The organism is Paraflavitalea pollutisoli (genome assembly GCF_029360705.1).
Taxonomy (GTDB): domain Bacteria; phylum Bacteroidota; class Bacteroidia; order Chitinophagales; family Chitinophagaceae; genus Paraflavitalea; species Paraflavitalea pollutisoli.
The window spans coordinates 385529-410260 of sequence record NZ_JARKMX010000014.1; the positions used below are offsets into that span (position 1 = coordinate 385529).

Annotated in this window: 19 protein-coding genes; 14 read left to right on the top strand and 5 right to left on the bottom strand. The window is 50.8% G+C overall.

The genetic code is table 11. The features are described 5' to 3' along the window. Positions 1-61 precede the first annotated feature (61 nt). The 4 genes from amaB to P2W70_RS32175 all read left to right on the top strand — a co-directional run bounded on the left by amaB (position 62) and on the right by P2W70_RS32175 (position 5976). Positions 62-1585 carry an L-piperidine-6-carboxylate dehydrogenase gene (amaB, locus tag P2W70_RS32160; protein WP_276485718.1) on the top strand — a complete coding sequence of 508 codons (1524 nt, stop codon included), beginning with the start codon at positions 62-64 and terminating at the stop codon, positions 1583-1585. 230 nt (positions 1586-1815) lie between these two features. After that, positions 1816-3267, top strand: coding sequence for an OmpA family protein (locus tag P2W70_RS32165; protein ID WP_276485719.1), 1452 nt, complete (start codon positions 1816-1818; stop codon positions 3265-3267). Between the two features lie 298 nt (positions 3268-3565). Further along, positions 3566-5272, top strand: a complete 1707-nt coding sequence (locus P2W70_RS32170; RefSeq protein ID WP_276485720.1) for a S8 family peptidase — start codon at positions 3566-3568, stop codon at positions 5270-5272. Positions 5273-5421: 149 nt separating this feature from the next. Next, entirely contained in the window at positions 5422-5976 is a 555-nt protein-coding gene (locus P2W70_RS32175; protein ID WP_276485721.1) for a DinB family protein, read from the top strand. Positions 5977-6255: 279 nt separating this feature from the next. On the opposite strand, the gene P2W70_RS32180 is transcribed toward P2W70_RS32175, so the two are convergent. After that, the gene (locus P2W70_RS32180; protein ID WP_276485722.1) at positions 6256-7020 is read right to left on the bottom strand and encodes a Rossmann-like and DUF2520 domain-containing protein; all 765 of its coding nucleotides are present in this window, start codon (positions 7018-7020) and stop codon (positions 6256-6258) included. A 227-nt stretch (positions 7021-7247) separates the two neighbouring features. On the opposite strand from P2W70_RS32180, the gene P2W70_RS32185 reads away from it, so the two are divergent. The 10 genes from P2W70_RS32185 (at position 7248) to P2W70_RS32230 (ending at position 20667) form a co-directional block, all read left to right on the top strand. Beyond that, entirely contained in the window at positions 7248-8093 is an 846-nt protein-coding gene (locus P2W70_RS32185) for an alpha/beta hydrolase (RefSeq protein ID WP_276485723.1), read from the top strand. A gap of 118 nt (positions 8094-8211) precedes the next feature. Continuing rightward, positions 8212-9798, top strand: coding sequence for a flavin monoamine oxidase family protein (locus P2W70_RS32190; protein WP_276485724.1), 1587 nt, complete (start codon positions 8212-8214; stop codon positions 9796-9798). 14 nt (positions 9799-9812) lie between these two features. Beyond that, complete coding sequence (locus tag P2W70_RS32195; RefSeq protein WP_276485725.1) at positions 9813-10985, top strand: pyridoxal phosphate-dependent aminotransferase; 1173 nt, start codon at positions 9813-9815, stop codon at positions 10983-10985. Between the two features lie 169 nt (positions 10986-11154). Continuing rightward, positions 11155-12171: a Hint domain-containing protein gene (locus P2W70_RS32200; RefSeq protein ID WP_276485726.1), complete on the top strand. Its 1017-nt coding sequence runs from the start codon at positions 11155-11157 to the stop codon at positions 12169-12171. 518 nt (positions 12172-12689) lie between these two features. Continuing rightward, positions 12690-13055 (top strand): helix-turn-helix transcriptional regulator, encoded by a 366-nt coding sequence (locus P2W70_RS32205; protein ID WP_276485727.1) that lies wholly within the window; start codon positions 12690-12692, stop codon positions 13053-13055. A 348-nt stretch (positions 13056-13403) separates the two neighbouring features. Next, positions 13404-13838 (top strand): MauE/DoxX family redox-associated membrane protein, encoded by a 435-nt coding sequence (locus tag P2W70_RS32210; protein ID WP_276485728.1) that lies wholly within the window; start codon positions 13404-13406, stop codon positions 13836-13838. A gap of 93 nt (positions 13839-13931) precedes the next feature. After that, the gene (locus tag P2W70_RS32215) at positions 13932-14585 is read left to right on the top strand and encodes an RNA polymerase sigma factor (protein ID WP_276485729.1); all 654 of its coding nucleotides are present in this window, start codon (positions 13932-13934) and stop codon (positions 14583-14585) included. Positions 14586-14631: 46 nt separating this feature from the next. Further along, the gene (locus tag P2W70_RS32220) at positions 14632-15828 is read left to right on the top strand and encodes a FecR family protein (protein WP_276485730.1); all 1197 of its coding nucleotides are present in this window, start codon (positions 14632-14634) and stop codon (positions 15826-15828) included. A 202-nt stretch (positions 15829-16030) separates the two neighbouring features. Then, complete coding sequence (locus P2W70_RS32225; RefSeq protein WP_276485731.1) at positions 16031-19267, top strand: SusC/RagA family TonB-linked outer membrane protein; 3237 nt, start codon at positions 16031-16033, stop codon at positions 19265-19267. Between the two features lie 5 nt (positions 19268-19272). Beyond that, entirely contained in the window at positions 19273-20667 is a 1395-nt protein-coding gene (locus P2W70_RS32230) for a RagB/SusD family nutrient uptake outer membrane protein (RefSeq protein ID WP_276485732.1), read from the top strand. A gap of 2 nt (positions 20668-20669) precedes the next feature. Here the strand turns inward: P2W70_RS32230 and P2W70_RS32235 are convergent, their stop codons facing one another. From P2W70_RS32235 to P2W70_RS32250, 4 genes are all read right to left on the bottom strand, one after another. Beyond that, positions 20670-20984, bottom strand: coding sequence for a hypothetical protein (locus tag P2W70_RS32235; RefSeq protein ID WP_276485733.1), 315 nt, complete (start codon positions 20982-20984; stop codon positions 20670-20672). Positions 20985-21442: 458 nt separating this feature from the next. Beyond that, entirely contained in the window at positions 21443-22105 is a 663-nt protein-coding gene (locus P2W70_RS32240; RefSeq protein ID WP_276485734.1) for a hypothetical protein, read from the bottom strand. 602 nt (positions 22106-22707) lie between these two features. Next, a complete protein-coding gene (locus P2W70_RS32245) occupies positions 22708-23442 on the bottom strand; it encodes a hypothetical protein (RefSeq protein WP_276485735.1) in 735 nt (244 codons plus the stop codon). A 61-nt stretch (positions 23443-23503) separates the two neighbouring features. Further along, positions 23504-24262, bottom strand: a complete 759-nt coding sequence (locus tag P2W70_RS32250) for a hypothetical protein (protein ID WP_276485736.1) — start codon at positions 24260-24262, stop codon at positions 23504-23506. Positions 24263-24732 lie beyond the last annotated feature (470 nt).

The following is a 24732-nucleotide window of genomic DNA, read 5'->3' on the forward strand; positions in this document are numbered from 1 at the left end:
CTGCCCGATGCCCCTTCCCTCCCCTTTTATTCCTTACTTTTGCGTCCTTAACATTGCAATTATGGATTTTCTTGCTCAATTGAAAATACAAGCCAGTAATGCGGGCGTATCGACCGGACAAACCTGGATCAACACGACCGGCCAGCCCATTGCCTCCCATTCGCCTGTAGATGGTAAACTGATCGGTTCCGTACAGGCAGCCGACCAGGCCAGTTACGAAACAGTGATCGCCAAAGCCCAGGAAGCTTTCCTCGCCTGGCGCCAATGGCCCGCGCCCAAACGTGGTGAAGTGGTACGTCAGATCGGCGAAGCGTTGCGTCAATACAAAGAGCCTTTGGGTAAACTCGTTTCTTATGAAATGGGCAAGAGCCTGCAGGAAGGATATGGTGAAGTACAGGAGATGATCGATATCTGCGATTTTGCGGTTGGCTTATCGCGCCAGCTCCATGGCTTTACCATGCACAGCGAACGCCCGGCGCACCGTATGTACGAGCAGTGGCATCCCCTGGGTCTGGTAGGTATTATTTCCGCGTTCAACTTCCCCGTGGCGGTATGGAGCTGGAACACCATGCTGGCTTGGGTATGTGGCAATGTGTGCATCTGGAAGCCTTCTGAAAAGACGCCACTCTGCGCAGTAGCGTGTCAACATATTGTTGAGGAAGTGTTTGCCAAGAATAACGTACCCGAAGGTGTATGCGGACTGGTCGTGGGTAACCGCGAAGTGGGTGAATGGCTGTCGACCGATACGCGCGTGCCACTGGTATCTGCCACCGGCTCTACCCGTATGGGTAAGGCAGTAGGTGCTGCTGTGGGTGCCCGCCTGGGCAAGGCCTTGCTGGAACTGGGTGGCAACAATGCCATCATCATTTCGAAAGACGCCGACCTTGATATCGCCGTGATGGGCGCCATCTTTGGCGCGGTAGGCACGGCCGGACAACGCTGTACCACTACCCGTCGCCTCATCATTCATGAAGACGTGTACGACACCATTAAAAATAAACTTGTCAATGCTTACCAACAATTGAGCATTGGCGATCCGCTCGATCAAAAGAACCATGTGGGTCCGTTGATCGATACCGATGCTGTGAAACTCTATCAGCAATCGATCGAGGCTTGTAAAAAAGAAGGTGGAACGTTTGTGGTAGAAGGGGGTGTACTGGAAGGCACCGGCTACGAAAGTGGTTGTTATGTGAAGCCCTGTATTGCCGAGGCGCAACCCCATTATGCCATCGTGCAACACGAAACCTTTGCCCCTATTCTGTACCTGCTCAAATACAAGACCATCGAGGAGGCTATCGCCATCCAGAACGGTGTACCACAGGGCTTGTCGTCGTCGATCATGACCCTCAACCTGCGCGAAGCCGAACAGTTTCTCTCTGCCTGGGGCAGTGATTGTGGTATCGCCAATGTGAACATCGGTACTTCTGGTGCAGAGATCGGCGGCGCCTTTGGGGGTGAAAAAGAAACCGGCGGTGGTCGCGAGAGTGGTAGTGATGCCTGGAAGGCGTATATGCGCCGGCAGACCAATACGATCAACTACTCGACCCAATTGCCATTGGCACAGGGGATCAAGTTTGATTTGTAGGGGAAAAGGCATAGAGGCAACCAGGCACTAAGGCAGAAAGGCAACGAGTGCAGAAAGCAACAGAAAGCAGCCTGCCTGACATTTGCGCCGATGGATCGCCAGCGGCCGAATGGCCGCCAAAAAAGTCATTTCCAACGACATATTAGTGCTTTTAACCGTATAATGGCCGGGCGGCCATACTTTTTTGCCGCCCTATTCGTTCATTAAGACTGGAAAGCCAGTTTCTGACTATGAAAAGATCGTTTACCCTGCTGCTGTTATTGGTGATCGTTGTTGCCGGCCAGGCCCAATTGCGGGTAGCTGTGCTGGGAGGTCCCCATTCCGCCTCTGTGAAAGAAACGAATAGTATATCCGGATGGGAAACCAACACCAAGCCGTTTTACACGAGCCGGAGTGGTTTCAACATCGGTTTTCTCGGTAATGTGCCGCTCAACAACAGCGGTAGCCTGGCCCTGCAACCCGGGGTATTCTATCAATCAAAAGGCAGAAAGTATACCCGCGCCTTCGATACTTCGGTGACACACACTGACACCCTCACCTACCGGTCCAATTTCTTCGTCAACTATATCGAGATCCCGTTCAACCTGGCCTATAAACTGCCCCTGGGCAAAAAAGCCAAGTTCTTCCTCAGCGCTGGCCCCTATGTAGGGTTTTACTTCAATGGCAAAAACTCGAGTGAGGTGCTGGTCGCGCCGACCGATTCTACGCTGAGCTTCAGCAAATCGGAGGAGACCTTTGAAGTGGGTAAGGGCAGCCGCAAGATGAAGACGGTCGATTTCGGTATCAATGGCCGCGTGGGCTTTGAGCTGGGCGGTGTCATTCTCTCGGGCTTCTACAGCCAGGGATTGACCAATTTCTTCCAGGCAGATTACGACGCTACTTATAAACACCAGGTGATCGGTGCCTCCCTCGGCTTCTGGCTCAACAAGCCAGCTGCCACAGCGCCACCGAAGGTGAAGGATCGTGATAAGGATGGTATTCCTGATGACCAGGATGCTTGTCCTACCCTTCCCGGATCTGTCCTGACCAAGGGCTGTCCGGATAAGGATGGCGATGGCGTAGCCGACCAGGTAGACAAATGCCCGGATGTAGCCGGTGTTGCCGCTTATCAGGGCTGCCCGGTACCGGATACGGATAAGGATGGCGTGAATGACCTGGAAGATAAATGTCCGAACGAAGCCGGACCGGCTTCGAACCAGGGTTGTCCGCTGCCCAAACCCAAACCGGAACCCGATACGGATGGCGATGGGGTGATCGACAAGGAAGACCAGTGCCCTACCGAGGCGGGTACCAAAGCGAACAATGGCTGTCCCGTGCTCCGGAAAGAAGTGATCGAGCAGGTGAACTTCGCCGCCCGTAACATCCTCTTCCAAACAGGCAGTGTAACGGTGGATGCCAGCTCGTATGCTGCGCTGAATGAGATCGTGTCCATCTTGCAGAAGAATCCGAAACTGCGCCTCAACATCAACGGCTATACCGACAATGTGGGGGCTATCACTTCCAATAAAGAGATCTCGCAAAAACGGGCCGATGCGGTGAAAAAATACCTCAACGAAAAGGGTATTGCCATCAACCGGTTGACGGCCAAAGGCCACGGTCCGGCTAATCCAATCGCCGACAACAACACCGTAGCGGGTCGTGTAAAAAACAGACGTGTGGAATTAAAGCTGCAGGAACTGTAGGCTTTCTCAACATAACTACTGGCCATTCATGTAATCTTACTACGTGGATGGCCTTCTTTTTATATTTTGGCTACCGGGAATGCGCCGAAAATGAGCCGATTATCGATTTTCGAGCCAATTTGTGGCATTTCCGGTCTGCTATTTGACTAGTTGACCATCAATAGCCAGGCGTATTTTCGATGATTCCCGAAAAGGGAAAATTAACGTTAAGGATTAGCAAAAAACAAGATATTTGTCCCTTTGCATCAAACTTATCTAATCATTATAACATCTGAGAGTAAGTAATAAATCAATCACAATGATTAAACCGGTAAAAGTTACAGGGCTGGCTGTCGCCCTTGTGTTGACAGGATTTGCTACGCAGGCGCAACAGGATAACCATACCCAAACCGAGGAACTCCCGAAAGGCTGGCATTTGCTTGACAAAACGAAAGATGGTTTTTATGGCATCAGTGTAGACAAGGCCTATGAATTTATTAAACAAAAGGGACTGAAGAGTAAGACCGTGGTGGTAGCCGTGATCGATTCCGGTGTGGATACCCTGCATGAAGACCTGAAGCCCATTTTGTGGAAGAACCCCAAGGAGATTCCCGGCAATGGCATCGACGACGACGGCAACGGATATATCGACGACGTATACGGCTGGAACTTTATCGGAAACAAAGATGGTCGCAACCTGAAACAAGACTCGTACGAAGGCGCCCGTGTATACCATGCCCTGAAGGCGAAATACGAAGGCAAAAAGATCGACCCCGCTACGCTGAAAGGCGATGAGCTGGAAGAATACAATATGTGGCTGAAAGCCAAGGCCCGCATTGAAGGTGGTAACGGCGAACCCGAGATCGACCTGATGCTGCTGAAACGCCTGCTGAAAGGCGCCAAAAAAGGCGACAGTATTTTGCAGGTGGCCCTGAGCAAAGAAACCTATACCGGTAATGACCTGGATACCCTGGTACCTAAAACCCCGGTTGACAAAGCTGCCCGTGAAAACATCCTTTACCTGTTCCGCGCCAATCAGCAAATGGAGCAGAGCAACAAGGAGCTGATCGGCGAATTTGAAGAGTTTGTGAATGGTGAAGAGCGCAAGGCAGAAGCCAAGGAAAAAGCGCCCCCCTCTTACCGTAAAGACATCATCGGTGACGATGAGAACGATATCAACGACAAATATTATGGTAACCCCGATGTGATGGCGGCTACGCCTTTTCACGGTACCCACGTATCTGGTATCATTGGTGCCGTGCGCAACAATGGCAAGGGAATGGATGGTGTGGCCGATGATGTGCGCATCATGATGATCCGTGCCGTACCAGATGGTGATGAGCACGATAAAGACATTGCCCTGGCGATCCGTTATGCGGTCGACAATGGCGCCAAGGTCATCAACATGAGCTTTGGTAAGGATTTCTCTCCACAAAAGAAATGGATCGACGACGCGGTGCGTTATGCCGATACCAAGGGTGTACTGCTGGTGCATGCTGCGGGTAACGATGCCAAGAACGTAGATACGGCGGATAATTTCCCCAATGCTGCTTTCCGCGATGGTAAGGGCCGTGCTACCAACTGGATCACGGTGGGTGCGAGTGGCGATCCCAAGAGTGGTGGTGTTACAGCACCTTTCTCCAACTATGGTAAAAAGGAAGTAGATGTATTTGCCCCTGGTGTACGCATCTATTCTACCATTCCGGGTACTACTACGTATGGTAACGCACAAGGTACCAGTATGGCCTCGCCCGTTGTGGCTGGTGCTGCTGCCTTCCTGCTGGAATACTTCCCCTACCTGACGCCCCAGCAGATCAAGTACTGCCTGGAAAAATCAGCGCAGGCACCTGCGAATAAGGTAACCAAACCCGGTACAGAAGAAGAGGTTCCTTTGAGTGAGCTGAGCCGCACCGGTGGTGTGATCAATGTATATGAAGCTGCCAAGATCGCTGCTACCCTGCAGCCTCAGAAAGGCACTCCGCAGAAAAAAGTAGCGAAGCCTACTTTGCAGAACAAGAAAGGATAAGTTATTTTTCGTTAATAGATTGGAATGGGCTGACCGTCGTGGTCGGCCTTTTCTATTGGTGGTGGGACCAGGCGATTGCATGTGGATTTGGTAGTGGTTTGTTTCGGGAAGTCGCAGGTTTTTGATAGCTTTAGTTAAAACAACTGCGTATGGTGAGCCGAAAACAGGTGTTGGTGCCCGAAGCTTACAACAACTACATCAATGCCATTACCGAAAACGAACTGGATGCGGCGTTGCGGAAGAACAGCCGGCGTTTTCGCAAGCTGCTCAAAAATATCCCCAAGAAGAAGATCAACTACGCCTATGCCGAAGGCAAGTGGACGCTGAAAGAATTGCTGCAGCATATCGTGGATGCGGAGCGGGTGTTTGCTTTCCGGGCTTTGCATTTTGCCCGTAAGGATACGGCTCCCCTGCCTGGCTTTGATGAAAATGTATGGGCCATTACCGCCAAGGCGCCCAAGCGCAGTTGGAACGACCTGGTGGATGAATTCAACGCCCTGCGTGTATCGACCGAGTTCTTGTTTGCTTCGCTGGATGAAGACCAGTTGCTGCAAAACGGTACGGCCAACAATAACCAGATGAGTGTAGTCGGACTCGGCTTCGTGTGTGCCGGTCATGTGGCGCACCATATGCGGATCATCAAGGAGCGTTACCTGCACGAGTATCCTGCCAAAAAGAAAAAGGCGAAGAAATACGAGCCCTAAAGGCTTCCCGGGCTGGCGTACTGCTCCCCTTTCTCCCGGAAAAGGTATCGCCAATGCCCACCCACCTGTATCATTTACCGATTTTATTGCGCATTCGTAGCGTAGATGCAGCGGCTCTATAAAGGGCCGCTGCATCACTGCTGCATCACCGCTGTATCTCCGCTGCATCTCCGCTGCATCCTCTATTACCGCGTACAAAATCAATGCATTCCGCGAGGAGCTGGCGAGCAGGGGACGCCCACACTCCTATAACAATGATAATAAATGAGTTATACGGGACTATATTTCTTTCGGCCGCTGGATGCTCTGGGTAAACCAGGCGTAGAGGTCCTTGAGCTCGCCGTGAGGCTGCAGCAGTTCGAGGTGTTTTTGGATGGTGGGTTCGTCACGCCGGATAGCGGGGCCCGTTTGGGAGGAGGCCGGCGAAGCCTGTTGCAGGCGGTCGGCTACCTGGCTGATGAGCGGATGCAACAGGGAGAAGTTGGCCTGTTCTTCGGCACAGTAACGCTCGGCCAGGGTGTAGAGGTGGTTGGTAAAATTGCTGACGATCACCGCCGCCACATGTAGTTTGAGGCGTTGTTCATCGTCTGCCCGTTGTACCTGTGGCGAGATACTGGCGGCCAGGGTATTGATCGTGGCCAGGTCCTCTTCGTTGGTAGCGTCGATCAACAAGGGGATGGTGGGCAGTTGCTCCATTTCTTTGCGCAGGCTCTGCAAGGGATACAACACGCCATACCGATCGCTGGCTGCTTGCAGCACTTCTTTCGACACCGATCCCGCGGTATGTACAACCAATTTCTTGTGCAGGGACAGGGTGGCTGCCACGGTTGCTATCGCTGCATCGGTTACGGCCACGATGTACAAACTGGCCGTTTGATCGAGCTGTTGGGTGCTGGTGGTATACGCTGCCCCGAGTTGCTCTGCCAGCACATGGGCTGCTTTGGCGGATCTACCGACGACCTGTACGATCTGGTGCCCTGCGGCGCGAAGCTTTTTGCCCAATACCGTGGCGGTATTGCCGGTTCCGATGATGACGATGCGCATGGGGGCAAGGTACGGAGGAAAGGCGGAAAGGCAGCGAGGCAACAAGGCACCAAGGCATCGAGGGGAAAGGCAGAAAGGCGAGGCGGAAAGGCAGCAAGGCAACCAGGTAGAAAGGCAACTAGGCATCGAGGCAGCAAGGCAACAAGGAAAGGCAGCGAGGCGTTTGATGAACAGCATGCGACGGCTACTGTTTGCAGTTCGGTGGTAGTGGGGTAACTTGCCGCCCTATGAAGTTGGCGCAAAAACTGGTGGTGAATTATTTCCGGGCCAAGCTGAACCTGCTGGCCCTCGTCTCCAACAAAGCAGCGGCACGCAGTGCCTTCCGGCTTTTCTGTACGCCCCTGCGCAAACCCCGGTTCAAAGAAGCACCCCCTGTCTTCAAACGTGGCGAAGCCCTCTCTTTCTCCCTCGACGGACTTACCATCCGCGGCCATCGTTGGAACCACCCGCGCCCACACAAAGTACTTGTCATTCATGGCTTCGAATCGACGGTCAAAAACTTCGACCGCTATATCGCTCCCCTCCTCAAGAAGGATTATGAAGTGCTTGCTTTCGATGCGCCGGCCCATGGCAGTTCGGATGGACAACGGATCATCATTCCTCAATATGTCGACATGCTGCGTACCATTCACGAGCAGTATGGCCCCGTCAACAGCTTCATGGCCCATTCGCTGGGCGGCCTGGCGCTGACGTTGTTTGTTGCCTCCATTCCGCATGGGCCCGACACCAAGGTGGTGCTGATCGCCCCGGTGACCGAAACCACCACCGCCATCGATACTTTCTTCCGTTTTCTTGACCTGCCCGCTGGCGTACGCAAGGCCTTCGATCAACATATTCACGACCTCTCCGGCTATTGGCCATCCCATTACTCCATACGCCGCGCCCTGCAGCAGGTACAGGCCCAGGTATTGTGGTTTCATGACGAGCAGGATGAGCTGACGCCGCTATCCGATGCCATCAAAGTACGCGATGACCAGCATCCCCGGCTGGATTTTGTCATTACCCAGGGGCTCGGGCACCGGGCTATTTACCGGGATAATAAGGTAACGAAGCAGGTGGTGGAGTTTTTGTAGGGCGTTGCGCCCTCATTTTCATCATATCATTTTAACGCTCATCTATTAATCTGCCTGCGGAAAGCGAAGATTTTCTATATTGACAGCAGTTTCATCAACGATTAATCTTTTTTATCATTTGAACCAGCTCACAAGGAGAAAATTTCTACAGCACAGTAGCCGGCTGGCGGGTGGTGCGTACCCTGCTATGATGGCACTGGGACTTTTGAAAGAAGCCCCCGCCCATGCTTTTGACCTGCCCAGCGACCCCGAGGCCAACCGTGAACACGTCATTATTCTGGGAGCCGGTCTGGCCGGTATGACAGCGGCTTACGAATTACAAAAACTAGGTTATCGCTGTACCCTCCTCGAAGCGCGCAACCGTTCCGGTGGCCGCTGCTGGAGTGTACGTAAAGGATCGGTACATACCGAAACCGGTACCCCCACGCAACAAGCGAACTTCGACGACGGATTGTATTTCAATGCGGGCCCTTCCCGCATCCCCCACAACCATCAACTCTCTTTACATTACTGCAAGGAACTCGGTGTGCCCTTACAGGTGTACAACAACGTGAACGAGTCTGCCTATTATTTCAGTGAAGGCAAAGGTCCGCTGAGTAATAAAAAGGTGCGGGTACGCGAGGTGCACAACGATGTACGGGGTTACCTCAGCGAGCTGCTGGCGAAAGCGGTGGACAGTCATGCCGTGGATGCGGCCCTCTCCAAAGAAGACGCGCAAAAGGTGGTGGAGTACCTGCGCGCGGAAGGTGGGCTGGATATCGACAAACTGTACAAGGCTTCCGCCCGCCGGGGTTATATTGAACAGCCGGGTGCCGGTGAAAAAGCCGGTCGTATTGCGGAACCCCATACGCTCGCTGCGTTGGTAGGCTCCGGACTACTTGATCCAGATTTTTACAATGTCGCCGAATATACCTATGAGTTACAGATGACGATGTTCCAGGCCGTGGGGGGTATGGAGGTGATCGCGCAGCATTTTGAAAAGAAGTTGCAGCAACCCATTCGCTACCAGGCCGAAGTAACGGCTATCCACAACACGGAAAAAGGGGTACAGATCATTTACAAAACACCAGCCGGTGCGCAACGCATCGATGGAGACTATTGTATCTGCACCATTCCGTTACCCGTGCTCAGCAATATCGACCATGATTTCTCTTCTGCCGTGAGCCGTGCGATCGACTATGCCAATTATATCAAGACGGGCAAGATCGGTTTGCAATTCAAACGCCGGTTCTGGGAAGAAGATGAAAACATCTATGGCGGCATCACCCATACCAATAACGAACTGACGCAAATTTTTTATCCTTCCAACGATTATCTCGGGAAGAAGGGAATGCTGATCGGGTATTATAATTTCAACGAGAAAGCACGGGTGGTAGGTGACCTGACTTATGCGGAGCGGGAAAAGCTGGCGCTGGCGAAAGGCAGGCTGATCCACCCACAATACGATACCGACTTCGAGCGATCGTTTTCCGTGAGCTGGCACAAGACGCAGTACAACCTGGGTGGCTGGTCGGTGTATACGAGCGAAGACCGGCAAACGCATTACAAGGCCTTGCTGACGCCCGACAAGCGTACGTATTTTGCGGGTGAGCATACAACGTACCTGAACTCGTGGATGGCCGGGGCCTTTGAATCGGCGCGGCAGGTGACCGCTGCACTCCACGGCCGCATTTCAGAAAAGCAATTGACGTATCCGAAACAATAACCAAACTAACTACTATGTCTACACACATGAACCGCCGGCAACTGCTGAAGACCGGCGCCCTGCTGACCGGCGGATTGGGCCTGCTGCCAACGCTCGCTACTTCCGCCCTGGCACACGCACCCGCCGAATCTTTCCATCCATTGAAAGTGCTGGAGACGGATGAATCGGTGTTGCTCTCAGCCCCACCGGAAGTGAAAGCCCGTCTATCGGCGAATGAGAATCCTTTTGGTCCGTCGGTGAAAGCCAAGCAAGCCATCCAGGATGCCATTGCCAAGAGCTACCAGTATCCGTTTATGGCCAGCCGGGAGCTGATCAGTAAAATATCTGCCTACGAAAATATTCCTGCGGAGCAGATCCTGCTGGGAGCCGGCTCCTCCCCCATCCTGCTGGCGGCGGCCTTGTATTACAGCAAGGACGGCGGCAGCGTTGTGACGGCCGATCCTTCGTATGATGACCTGCCCGAGAAGGCGGAAGACTTCAAGGCCCGGTTGATCAAAGTGCCGTTGACTGCCGACTACCACCTCGACCTCGACGCGATGGAGAAAGCCATTGCCGCCGACACCAAGCTGGTGTATATCTGCAATCCCAATAACCCCACTGCGACTGCGTTGGATACCGCGAAACTGCGCGCCTTCTGCGAACGCGTATCCGCCAAAGTACCCGTATTTATCGATGAGGCCTATATCGATTACCTCGATGACCCGAAGGCAGCTTCTATGCTGGACTGTGTGCGCAACAAACAAAACGTGATCATTGCCCGTACTTTCTCCAAGCTGTACGGCTTTGCGGGCTTGCGGGTAGGTTATGCCGTTGGCCCGACTGCCACGATGCGTGCGATCAGTCAGTACAGCAATGGCGGCATGTCGATCGCCGCTACCTCTATTCAGGCTGCTGCTGTGGCCTACAACGATTTCGAGTACCTGAACGCGGCGAAAGCCAAGACCGTGGCGTCCAAACAATTCCTGTACGATGTATTGAAAGCGGAAGGATATACCTGGATCCCTTCGGCAGCTAATTTTGTGATGTTCCCCATCAAAATGGAAGCACGTAAGTTTGGCGATGAAATGATGAAACGGGGCGTATCGATCCGTACCTGGAAATTTGCCGGTAAGGAATGGTGCCGTATCAGCATCGGCACGATGGAAGAGATGCAGGCCTTTGCGAACGCGTTTAGAGAGATATCTTAGAAAGAATGGCTGTCTTATAGGCAACCAGGCATCGAGGCAACCAGGCATCGAGGCAAATAGGCAACGAGGAAAACCAATACAAGGCAACTAGGTAACGAGGCATCGAGGCAACTAGGAATACAAATACAACCGTAGCGGGAAAAACAATTTAGTCACTGAAAATTTGAACATGAAATATAAGACATGCGGATACAAGCAGGCCCTTGCTTTGTCCGTGGCGCTGAGCGCATCCGTACTCTATGCTGCCGGACAGGACAAACCGGCTCGCAGCCTGAGCCTGGAAGAATACGAAAAAGCCAAGGCTTTTGCCGTGAAGGACCTGGACAACGATACCTATGTGAAGTTTGAGAATGCTTATGTACTCGACCGGTACGAGAGTCGTAAGCCTTATTTCATCACAGGCGATGATGGCAAAAAGAAACGCATCGACATTTACAAACTGCTCGCCAAGGAAGGCATGGCCGACCTGGGTGTGATGGTGTTCTATACCAACGAAACCGGCAAGGTATACAAGGCCGTGATGCCCAGCTTTACCGCCGACGCCAAGGTATGGAACAAGTATTTTGAAGATATCCATGCCATCGACAAGCAAGAAGCCAATTTTGTACTGAAGCTGTCGTATGTACTATCCAAAGAGTTTGGCTTCCAGCTGTACAAAGCTGCCAATGCGGGTAAAGACCTGAGCAAGGAATCGGGTACCTATGGTAATGATATTTGTTTCCCCGGCAGTATGCAGGTAAGCATGGCCGATGGCGGTACGCGGGCGTTGGAAACGATTCAACCGGGCGACCGGATCGTAACCGTCGATGCGGCCACACAACAGACTACCGTGGTGACGGTGAAGGAGCTGACTTCCCATGCAGCCAGTAACTATGCCCTTACGCAGCTGACTTTGCTGGGCGCCCAGGAAACGGTGACTGCCGAAGGTACCGCCGTATTGCTCTCCGCCAAGACATTGTCGGCCACCCCCAACCACCCGGTCAAGACACGGAACGGCGACAAAAAGATGGGTGAGGTACGGGCTGGCGATGAGATCCTTTGCGCCGATGTTCGCGGTGGTGGTTACCAGGCTTTCCGGGTGTGGCGGGTGGCCGAAGGGGCTGGCGGACACCAAAAAGTGTACAATATCGTAGCCGACGGCGGCAGCACCTTCGTGATGAACGGGGTGATGGTATTGCAGAAGTAATTGACTATAACAACTTTGCAACCCGCGTACGGACGAGTCCGTTACGCGGGTTGTTTATTTTACGGAAAATCCCGATCGCATAATAATTCGTGCTGATTGAATAACTCGGGTAACGTAGATTGCATACAGGTTTAGGATTTCCATTAGTTTGGACAGGGCACCTCTCAACATTCGAACTTCCCTAGTTTACGTGCAAACTCACTTATTGTAACAAACGGTAGTAACGGCGACGAGACCCGATCGCTGGTGAACTACTCTTACACCTCAATCTGGTACGGTTCAACGCAATGATGAAGCAAAAAATTGTATCTTTTTTACAGGCTTAATGGTTAAATGGCGCGCTGCGCGGGATGCACAGCAATCCCTGGATGTACTCCATTGCTGTCTGTGGCCAGGATGGCTATGGAGCAACCGGGGATGATGGTGTGTATTCCGCAACAGCCAGTCGTTTTGATCAGGCGGCTGTCGACACCTCTATTCCTGCACCTAGCATTCATTCATCTATTAAACCTTTTGCTATGCAAATTCAATTATCAGAAGCCGATGTGCAAAGACTTGCCCTTGTACGTGAGACTATTATGAAGAACCTGCGTTATCATTACACGATCCCCACGCTGGCGCAGACCGCAGGCATCAATGAGTTCAAGCTCAAAACAGGATTCAAAGCGCTGTATGGCCAACCGGTGTTTGATTTCCTGACCGAACAGCGGATGCGAATGGCGATGGAACTGATGGAGAGCAACAACTACTCCATCGGTGAGATTGCCCACCGTTGCGGTTACAACCATCCTACTAATTTCTGCGCGGCTTTCCGTAGGCGGTACCATATCCGCCCATCCGATTACCGGAAGAATATCCCCGAGCAGATCAAGAGTGCCGTATAATGGCTCTTTGAACGGGCTATCCAACAGGCGGAGCTTAGGGAGCTCCGCCTGTTTTATTACCAGCCTGCCCTACTAAATATTTCCATCTACATCAGGGGGTTTCCTGCTTCCATCAGGTTCGTGGGCTAACTTACAGGTATCGGCACACTATTCCTGCTTTAACCCCTATTTTTAAATAGAACTATATGTATGCACCCGACCCCATCATCCGGGTGGCTGGAAACTGAGCCTGGCTATTTATTTTTTGTTTCTTTGCGCGCCTTGTATTTGTGAAGGATAAGGCAGTGAACCTGCCAGGCGCTACTCTCCCAGCCCCCGGATCTTTTAGCTTATTACCAGATCAACTATATGAAACGTACTATTTTACTGGAGATCATTGTTGCCTTGTTTGTTGTGTTGTTCCTGTATACGGCGATCAGCAAGCTGATGGAATACAGCATTTTTGTAGAGCAACTCAAGGAATCGCCGATCGTCGGCTTTGCTGCGGTGCCGGTTGCTATAGGTTTACCCTTAGTCGAGTTTGCGTTGGTGGCCGGCCTGGTGTTGCCCCGGTGGCGGTTACGTGCTTTGTATGCCTCTAGCGGGCTGATGGTTGCCTTTACTATTTATATTATCGTGTTGATGAATGTAGCAGAGCACCTGCCCTGTAGTTGCGGCGGTGTATTGGCCCAGTTGTCGTGGCATGAACATATTGTATTCAATTTAGTATTCATTGTATTCGGGATATTGGGTATTCTGCTGCATCGCAAGGAGTTGCATGCCGGACGCGCTATACCCGGTTAGTAGTATGCGTTATTTTTTTCCTTTTTTGAATAGTTGGATTTAAATTTAGGTTCGTTCTTTACAATGGCCTCCCCCGGCTATTAATCAACTACCATGAACGAATCGCTCCCGATCTTAAAACGGCTGCAGGCCGGCAACAAGCAGGTCTTATTCGAGCTGGACGCTCAATATGCTGAAGGCCTGTTCCGGGCACTCTCTTACCAACGACTCCTGGTCAATCAAGCTGATTTCGATGAAATCTTTAACGAAGCGTTGCTGAAAATCTGGGAAAGCCGCGATGAATTGCCGGCTGATACGCAGGTTGGCCGGTTGCTGTGCACGATGACGCGTCGTAAGGCGATCGACCGTTTTCGGCAGTTCAGTACGCGGGCGGGGCAGTTGTTGCGGCCGGTGATGCCCGAGCAACTCGAGGAAGGCGCGCTGGATGAGCCCGTCGCTACCCATGAGTGGCCAATGTGGCAGGCCCGGATCGACCGGTTCCGGTCGGCTGTGGATCAACTGACCGAACCTCAACGGGCGGTGATCGAGCTGGTCTTCTTCCAGGGTAAGTCGCTGCGAGAAGCGGCCCGTGAGTTGAGTATGGCTTATACCACGGCGGCGACACACCGGGTGCGCGCCCTGGAAAAGATGCGCGACTATGTAGCTCCTTATATTACGCCAGATATTTTAGATCAACTAGCGCCTTTACTATCAGCGCTTTGGTTACTTATTTCAACTTTTTTAAAAAATAATTGCCTCCCGATGTAGTAATAATTCCAATTTGCTCGGCTTTACTATGAACTCAACCTTGTCTATGGAATATCTCGACACACCAATATCCATCATCTACTGGAAAAACCAGTACGGTGAGCCGCTGACGGTCGAGGAAGCCGAGCAGTTGGAAGCGTGGCAACGGGCCCATCCGGGCAAGGCACCTCATGTGGTGCTGCACAATGAGCTAACCTTCCATGAAGCTTTTAAACAAGGGCGACAGGCAGCGATGCAACGGTTACTGGCGACCATCGATCCAGCGACTGTTCCGGCGGAGACGGAAACTCCTGTGGTGCCTATGCCTACTACGCGTTGGTACCAGCAACGCAGGATCGTTGTGGCAGCGGTAATTGCCGGCAGTGTAGGGATTGGCGTAGCGCTGTGGATGCCTGACCACAAAACGGCCGAATCCGGTCAGACGCAACAGGTAGCCCATACTGTCCAACGTCCAGCAGCCAGCGATACGGCTTTGTTTGTAGAACTGGCGGATGGGGAACGGTTTGCGGTGGGGACGAAAGATACTGGTGTGTTGGCGCAACTGGGTAGTGTTCAGCTACGTAGTACCGGGTCACGACAATTGGTATACGAGGCAGTGGCCGGTGAAAAAGGGGAGGCTCTGATCCATCATAAGATCGTTACGATTGGCCAACAGCTGGTTACTGTTGAACTAGTGGACCATAGTGTGGCCGAGCTGGGACCCCATAGTTTACTACAGGTAGACGTATCCGGCAGTAGTGAAAAAAGAATTGTACATTTGGCAGGTATCGCGCATTTCACGGTGGCGCATGATAAAAACCGTCCTTTTATAGTCAATACTGCTGGTGCCACGCTACAAGTATTGGGAACTGAGTTTGTGGTGACTACAAAAGACAAGGATTTCACGACTGTTGGACTGGTGAATGGGTCCTTGCTGGTATCGGGCGCGCGGCAACGGGCCACGCTTGTACCCGGACAAACGGTTCAGGTATCCCCTTCGGGCGACGTCAGGTATGTAAAAGACCGTTTGAACAGTTTACTTGGTTTTACAGAGAATCGATTTTATTATAGTAATAAAACGCTGGCTACCATTACAGCAGATATCGAACAATGGTATGCCGTGCAGCTAATCGACAGCAACCCCTCAGATTCGTTAGGCACTTATCATTTTGGTCCTGTACCCCGCGACCTTCCGTTGACTAAAGTATTGGAAAAACTAAACAAGCTGACAGGGCACCAGTTCCGATACGAGCAACGACCTTAACCCCCGTAGTAGAACGCATTGCCCCACCTGGTATGACAGGCATGGGCGCTAAAGAGTCTGTCCCAAAATTGCGGGACGCCATTGAACCACCTTTTTACCAATCCTTAAAAGGATTACCATTAAACCTTTCCTTGATGATGCCAATGGCCTCCGTGGCCATTGGTTTTTCTCGTTTGATGCGTATAACCTAAACGATTGGGCAATGCCTGAAAAAGTCCAGAGGGTAACACTACTGCTCACCATGCTGCTGCACACCACGCTGGTGGTGTGTGCTTACGACACCAGCCGCACCTATCCGGTCAATTTCAAAAACACACCGATTGCGCTGGCGCTACAATCCCTGACCCAACAGTCGGGACAAGCGATTAATTTTCAAACCCAACAATTGCCGCCGAGGTGGCGGGTAACGCTCGACACCACGGCTACCGTCCTGGAGATCGTAAGGTTGCTGTTTAAGGATCAGCCTTATTTTATCGAGCTCACGGATGGTGATATTTATATCCGGCTCAAACCGGCCCGGATCGTTACCCTGCGCGTGGTGAATCCGGCGAAGCAGGCTTTGGAAGGTGTGACCATCCGGGATCTGCGGCAGGACTCGAGCCGGAGTGGCTCTACCGATGCAGACGGTAAGTGGCAATGTCTGCTCTTTGGCGACTCGCTGCCAGTGGAACTGACGATGATTGGTCATTACTCACGGCGGACCGTGGTTTACGACCACCAGGAAATTGCGCTGGAGGAAAATATTGCCGAATCGGATCCTGTGGTGATTGCCTATGGCAAGAGTCCGCGGCGGCGGATTGTGGGTAATGTGTATGAAGCGAAGATCAATTTCGTCGGCAAACCTTATGACAATGTCAATAGTCTCCTGCGGCTATTGCCGGGTGTGCTGGTAAGGAACAAAACCGATATACCCTGGGGCAGCCAATCTTTGGAGATCGAAGGCTCCCGGACCATTCAACCGCTTAGTGGCATCCGGCAGGTCGATGAACCACTTATACTCATCAATGGACTTCCTTGCCCGGCGCGCGTGGGGTCGCTGAGCCAATTGGCCTCTGCGGCTGGAGATCCCAGCAATACCGGCGCCGGTTTACACCCGCTCAGCTTTTTGAATGTCGATGATATCGAAACGATCACGGTACTTAAAGATGCCAGTGCTACCGCCATTTATGGTGCCCGGGGTGCCAATGGCGTTATCCTGATTGAATTGCGCAAACCCACCAACCAAACCCCGCTGTTCAACCTGTATGTGATGACCGGCATTACCAGCTCCTATCGCCGGCCGAAAACGTTAAACACGACTGAATTCCTGGACTTACGCCGTTCGGCCTTTCCCCCCGGTACCGTTTTCGATAAGACCAATTTTCCTGAGTTGTATATGGACAGCAGCTTGTACACGAATTGGTCTGATGTGCTGTACAAGAATACCGCTATCTCGCACACCACCCAATTCTCTGCTTCCGGCCAGGTGAGTCGTGTAAGCTGGTTGGGCAGTTTCAATTATCGCCGTGACTCGTATGTGTTCCCGACGCACAATAAAGATGAATGGGCCCGGTTTTACAACCAGCTTAACTACAAATCACAAAACCACAAACTGGAGCTCAACAGTTTTGTTTCCGCCAGTATTGGCGAAAATGCTACGCCTGCATCCGAGCTCACCCCCATCGTATTTGCTACACCACACGCGCCTAGAAAACTGCAAGCTGATAGCCTCGATGTTTATAACCATCCCTTGCGCTGGTTCAATAGCCAGTACCGGGCTCAATCCAACTACTACCTGGCAAACCTTCAATTGAGTTATTCTTTTCTGAAATACTTTAAAGTCAAACTGGACGGTGGCATTGGCTGGCAGCAATTGAAAGAAAAGGCCAGTTTTCCGCTTTCCTATTATCCACCCGATAGCAGTAGTCGTGGTCATATCGACCAGGCTGGTCGACAGATCTTCACCTGGCTGGTAGAACCACAATTGCATTTCCATCTTGCCCGCGGCAAACTAAGCTGGAACGCACTTTTAGGCGCCAACTACCAGCAGTCAAAATATCGCAGCGAGGTTCGTACCCTTCCCGGCTATACCAGTGATGACAAACTCAATCAACAGTTGGTCTACCCTACCCTGGATACCTTCTGGACGCAGTACAAGCTGCTCAGCTTTTTTGGTCGTGTGAACCTGGAAATCGATCAACGATACGTATTGGAAGGCAGCGTTCGCCAGGATGGCTCCTCCCGCTTTGCGCCTGAAAACCAGTTCGGCATCTTTTACTCGGTGGGCGGGGCCTGGTTGTTGTCTGCTACCAACTTCTGGAAACCACTGCAGCCCGTTATCAACCTCGCCAAGCTGCGGGTCAGTCATGGCGTGACCGGCAACGACCAGGTGGACGATTATGGTTATATGGGTCAATATAGGGCTACGAATGTCGCCTATCAATACGGCGCTTTGCCAGGATGGGTGCAGAACCTACCGGCCAGTAATAAATTAACCTGGGCAGAGACCCGCAAAACCGAAGCGGGTCTCCACCTGGAATATAAAAAGCGTCTCGGCCTTGATCTGGGCGCTTACTGGCACCGTAGCATTAACCAGGTAATCCGCCTGCCATTGGCAGCGCAAAGCGGGTTTAGCGAACTGGCCTATTGGAATTTCCCGGTCGTTGTCGACAATCGGGGCTGGGATGTATCATTGCATTACAAAACAGTGAATACCACCAATCGTTGGCAGACCTCCCTACAATTGAATTATACACATCCCCGTAACCTGCTACGCTCCTTTGATTCTATCACCACCAATATACTACGTCAGGAATTACTATTGAGCAAACCACTTACTGCCAGAAAACTGTATCATTATACCGGTGTAGATCCAATTACTGGGCTATACACGGTGGCCGACTTCAACGGAGATGGCAAGATTACGGACGTGGACAAACAATCCATTCGCGATGTGGAAGTCAAGGGCTATGGGAGCCTTTCTGTGCAAGTGAAATATGGCCGATGGGCTGCTGGCTTTATCCTGGAAGGCCGCCAACAAACTGGATATTCTGCCATCTCTTACGCCAATCAACGACTATTTCCGGGCCGACTCGAAGCCTCAGGTTTCAGCAATCAGCTACAGAGTGTGTTGAACCGATGGCCTGTTGCCAATGCCCAATATCAACGACCTGCCACCTCTCTCAGCACAGCGGCAGACAAGGCATTCGACCACTATATGAATTCAGACGCCATTCAAACCGATCAAAGTTATGTCTGCCTGAGGCACTTGGCATTGGAATATACCTTTCCCTTCAAAGGAATTTTCAATAAATCCATTAACCAAATGCGCCTTTTCCTGCAAGGCCAAAACCTTGTGGTACTAAGTAGATATAAAGAAGGCAACCCCACGCTTACCCAACCATTTGCACAACCCGTTACGCGGACGTTCAGCCTCGGTGCACAAATTAGCTTTAAATAAATTCTATGCGAGCTGTATCCTGCACAATGATTCTTTTAACTATCCTATTAGTTGGTTGTACTAAACTCACGAATGTCGATGGACCACCCAACCGATTTGACAATCCATTCCAGAGTGATGAAACGGCCACTGGTCTGATTTTGGGTATCTACGAGAAAAATATGGAACGTCAATGTCTATTTAACGGACACATGAGCCGATATGGCGGATTACGAAGTACCGAATTTGCACTTCGAATTGTCAGCGGAGATGACGGCGATTTCCAGCTTTTACAGTTGAAGCCCAATAATCGCGTGCTCGGTTTCTTATGGTTACCAGCTTACGAATGTATTGCCCGCTGCAATCTTGTATTGCACGAACTACCTGGAGCAAAGGATGTTAGCGAATCATTAAAGCCCATTCTTTTGGGCGAAGCCTATTTTCTGCGTGCTTTGAGTTACTTCTACCTCGTAAATCTCTTTGATAGTATTCCACTCGTCACCGGCATCGATATTGGAGAAAACAGTCAATTACCGCAATCAGGAGCGAAGTCCATTTACGATCAGATTGAGCAGGACCTCCAGGCAGCCCTACCACTTTTACCAGATCGACATCCAGATACAGGATTGGACTCATTACGCCGTACCCGCATCGAAAAGGGAGCTGCAAACGGCTTATTAGCGCGCGTTTATTTGTATCTAGGTAACTATGAACAAGCAGCCCACTATTCCACTCTTGTAATTGAGCAAGGTGGCTATCAAATGGAGAATCTAGAGAAAGTATTTTATAATACTAGTAGAGAAACTATCTTGCAATTTAAACCGGTTATGGCCACTGCCAGTACCGCTGAAGCTTCCATCTTTTTACCAGACGTGGGTGGCATACCTAATTATGAACTAACGAATACAGTATTACAATCATTTGTAGCCGGGGATTTACGCAAGTCTCAATGGACACGATTGATGCGTGTTGGTACGCAAGACAAATACCAGGCAAGAAAATACACTATCACTACAGCGCAACCCCGATTAGAATACAATATCGTATTAAGATTGGCCGAACAATACCTAATAAGGGCCGAGGCGCGTGTGCGCCTCGGCGATATTTCAGGTGCTAGTGCCGACCTTAGCATTATTCGGCAACGCGCTGGCCTCAATTCTCTACCCGGGAACAGCACAGTTTTGAGCTTACTACAGGCTATTGCTTCGGAACGACAAGCAGAACTGTTTGCAGAATGGGGCCATCGATTACTAGACCTGCATCGCTGGTGGTCATTGCCGACTGGTGATGTACTACAATTTCGCGCCGACAGCGTATTGAAATCACAGCCAGGATGGCATCCGTATATGCGTCATTGGCCCATACCGCAACAAGAATTGTTTAAGAATCCGCAACTACATCAAAACGAAGGCTATAACTGACATTAATAATTACTGTAAATAATCGCAGTCGCTTGGCTCGCATGGTATCCCCACTCAAAGGCCGTAAGGCCAGCGCCTGAAGAACCGCTGAAAGTATAACCGGAATAGGCGCTGCGCAATCGAGTCAATTCATCATTCACCGTCGAGACCTCACCAGTGAATGACACCCAATCCGGATCGTTGTACCAGGAATACGTTACACGTCTATCAATAAATGGAGCAATGGTTGCATCTGGACCGGGAGGTGTTGTTGGCAAAGCGTTAACTTGCACGAGCAGGCAGGCAGCGACTAGCACTGCGAAGATTGCTTTCTTCATGGTCGAGGTTTTTTATATGATGAATAAAAAATGAGAACCTCAATATTTAACGCCACTTGCTGTTTTTGGATAGCTTCGCCGGTCCATTCAGCCAAACAGTACATCCTCGTTGGGAGCGAGTTAAAGAAATACTTTTAGGCAAGGCTTTGCCTGCGGGAAGTTTACTGGGATGCCCAAGGGTATATGAGGAGATCTTAGTGGGAGATCAATATAGCAGTATGCAGCTTGTATGAGTGGGAAATTAAAAATAGCTTCAGAGGAGATAATGGGGCTGTGGTATTGTCCACAGTTATAAAAGCAAGCGGTAATTGATAACGGAAGAAAGGGAATATCTATCCTACTACTAAAGTGCCTATATATATTTTAACCGTGTAGTGGATAACAATCTCAAGATAAAGTAATTTTTCAATACGACGTGCGAATAATTCTAAATAAAGTGCCGTTGATTTTGACTTGTCTTATTTTTTACGCGTCTTCAATTCTCCGAGGCAATTTATGGACAGGTTGCCAATTTCCAGCTCGGGAAAATGTTTCCGCAGTTGGTCCAGCTCAATCAGTTGCTCATATTGACCAGCAGCAATCTCCGAATTGTCGTATACATCTACCCAATGCAGCTGCGTGCCAACGATTTTCTCACCCAGTTGATCACAGACCATCGCGTCTATCGCCTCCGACATTTTTTCCGTCGGCTCCTCCCCTATGTTGGCATAACATTGTACCGTATACCTGTTGGCCCTGGGTGTCCAAATCGGCGGCAGGCAGCGTATACTGGCCCTTGTAATGCCCGTGTCTGCATACTCCTTATCCAGGTGCTCCCCATACAACCCGGCGGGCTGCAGCCCATATACCTTCCAGCCTTTGAGTGCTGGCGCTTTGGCTGCCATGTTCTCCGCCATGCTGAAGTAGCGGGGATTGGCCAATGCCGTGATCGTTATTGAACTCTCCCCCTCCTCGGGATAAAACAGGACTACCGACAATCGCTTGGTATAAGCCCGCATATGTGTTACCAGTTCCCGCTCCCAATACCTCTTCAGGTCTTTGTCCATTTCATTGAGGTGCCGATAAATCTCGCTATTGAAGCTGAACCAGGTCCAAAATTGTTTGGCATGATTAAATAACATCGGTTTTAATTTTTATTGTCTTCTTACTTTCATTGAGTCGTTTTAACGCGTCGTCCAAATCTATCGTGAGCACCACGCAGAACTCTTTTATGGATAACACTTGTACCTCTACCTTTTCTAGTTTATTCCTGACATATTGAATCCTTCGCCAAGCGGTACTTTTGGATTTATTTATAATGTCCCTGGCATACTGAATTGTAATTTCATCTGACGCGAGAATCATGACTGTGGTTTTTCGGTTAAAGGATTTACTTTGAGGTATAGGGTTACGTAACGGCTTCCACCATTATACGCTCAATAGTCCTGTACGGGCATACCATCCCCTTTACTTAATTGTTTTTATTTTGCGAACGGATTACACATCCGCCCTTACTATCAGTATAACCTTAACCGGGTGCATCCCGAGCGGACAACACCTTCGCCCTTTTAGCAATGATCTCATCAGCAAGAAAAAAATATAGCAGCTACTATGAACAGTTAGTTGACAGATCCAATATTATCTTATTGTTACGACACTAAATTATATAGAATTGATTAAATATATAGTGGACTTTCTACAAAATATTTTTACTATTTCAGTTCACGTACAATTGCGTTTCGCCTTATGCGCTTCTTAACTGCAGTGGACCAGGAACAGTTATCCAACTTTTAGCTCCTGGCAAGCTATTTTGTGCATACCACTGACCGAAAACTGCGACAAAACAGCAGTACTCCTTTACGTTCGGCCACTCAAACAACATTTGCTTTCCGGGCATCCACATTCGCTTGCCCGGCATGGCCACCGTTTGCTGCCAAGGTGTGTGTAATACCTGGTGCACCTCCTGTATCACCAAGACCGTCGCTTTGATGCGCAGGTGCGTGTAGGGTGCCGGCAAGTGCCAATCAATGACTGGCATCGTCGATGGCCATGTAACCAAGCATCTGTTGTTGCCCTCCCGTTTAATGACGGGATTGGCTTGTATCATGTATTGTTGCCAACGATGCCATCTATTGCAGTCGAGGTTATCCAAGGATTGCGCATTCTCCTGGAGCAGGCTACGAAAACCTGGCGGATTGCGTTGATCTTTGGACAACCCTTTGCGGATAGCGCCCGCCAACAATCGCACCGGACTTTTGATGCCGGTCGCCGGAACCAGCACTTTGGCCATGTCCCGTGCCAGCTGTAAAGCCCCGGCAAAATCCGTAGCGGATTGGCGTGTGTGAAAAAAAACTGGATCGACCATAACCCGCTCGGCGGAAAGTCCAATCTTGTGCAGCTTATAATATCCATCTTTAGGTTGCAATGTAAAGCCGGGGAATTCCCGTTTGCTGATCCTATCGCGTTTGTTGTTTTTCATATAAAGATCGTTTGGGAGAAGAAGGAGCCAGGCTGGATGGCCCGGCTCCTTTTCCCTGTGTTTAAGCAGGTAAATCCACCACAGCCAATTGCAAGGCACTTGCGCCTTTACTTTGGTTGTGCAGGTTTCCGTTGACGATGATGAGGAACTCAATACCTACCAGCAACAGGATTGGTACTGTACTGTTTGCCGGTAAGTTCATCGCGAGGGAAGCCGCTGCCAGGGGTTGGTTGTCCCAAGGCAGGTTCACCGTGTTCGCCCGCACGAGGCTGGCCGTCTCGGCATCAAAATCAATCGCCATGGCCGCGGCGAAGATGTTGAAGTGCGTAGAGTCTGCCGGTGCCGCGATGTCGATTGCGGGCGTGAGGGCTGGTACCTGAACAGCTACCTGGCCCGTTACGCGATCGATGGAAAAGCCCAGGTCGGGTTTCAGCGCCTGCGCCAATGATACGCCGAGGTTGAACTCAAACCCCTTTAAGAGCGTGAGATCACCTTCACTCACCTTGCGATCGCCCCAGTCGTTGTTGGGATCCGATTTGAGGATCCGTGACATGACCTGGGTGACGCGACTGGCGGCGCGGTTGTCGCCCGCTCTGCGCATCTCGTTGTTGACGACCTTCCGGAAAAACTTGGCAGCTTTGCCGGAAGCGCCAAACTCGCGGCCATTGAGGCGGGTGTTCTTAAAGCGGGGATCCGATTTAATGCGCTCACCGCTGACGCCACCTTTGGCGCGGGCCAGGTACCCGTCCTGGCTTTTGTAGAAACTGATGTCATCGATAGTTCCTGCCAACTTGATGTGGCGGTTGATCTGCTTTGCCACTTTTGTGCTTTTAAAAGGTTTGGATTGATGATGCTGTTGCGTTGCCCGCGGTGCAACGTCTATAAGAAAGTTTGGATCGTAGCGAGCGGGCGCCAGCTTCCCTGCTGTTTACCGTCCAAACTGCTCATTTTTTGTTCTTACGCTATTTTGATACACTATCTATACGGCATCTATACACCATCCTTACACTATCCTTACCCTATCCACCAATTTTATGAGCCCCATGTCTTCGTTCGCACTAACCTGTTGCAAACGTAGGGCAGGTATCGATCGCTTCCAAATATGTGACTAGTTTTGACTACTAATAAACAGTTTTGACTACTCGCCTTTTTCCGCGCCCTATTCATTAGTAGCCAAAAGCGTTCAATAGTGGTCGTAATTGGTCAACCCATTTGGAAACGGGCCTGTCGCCACCGTATGTTTGTAGGGACATGTTGGTCATGACAACAATCCATTTATTCTAAAACATC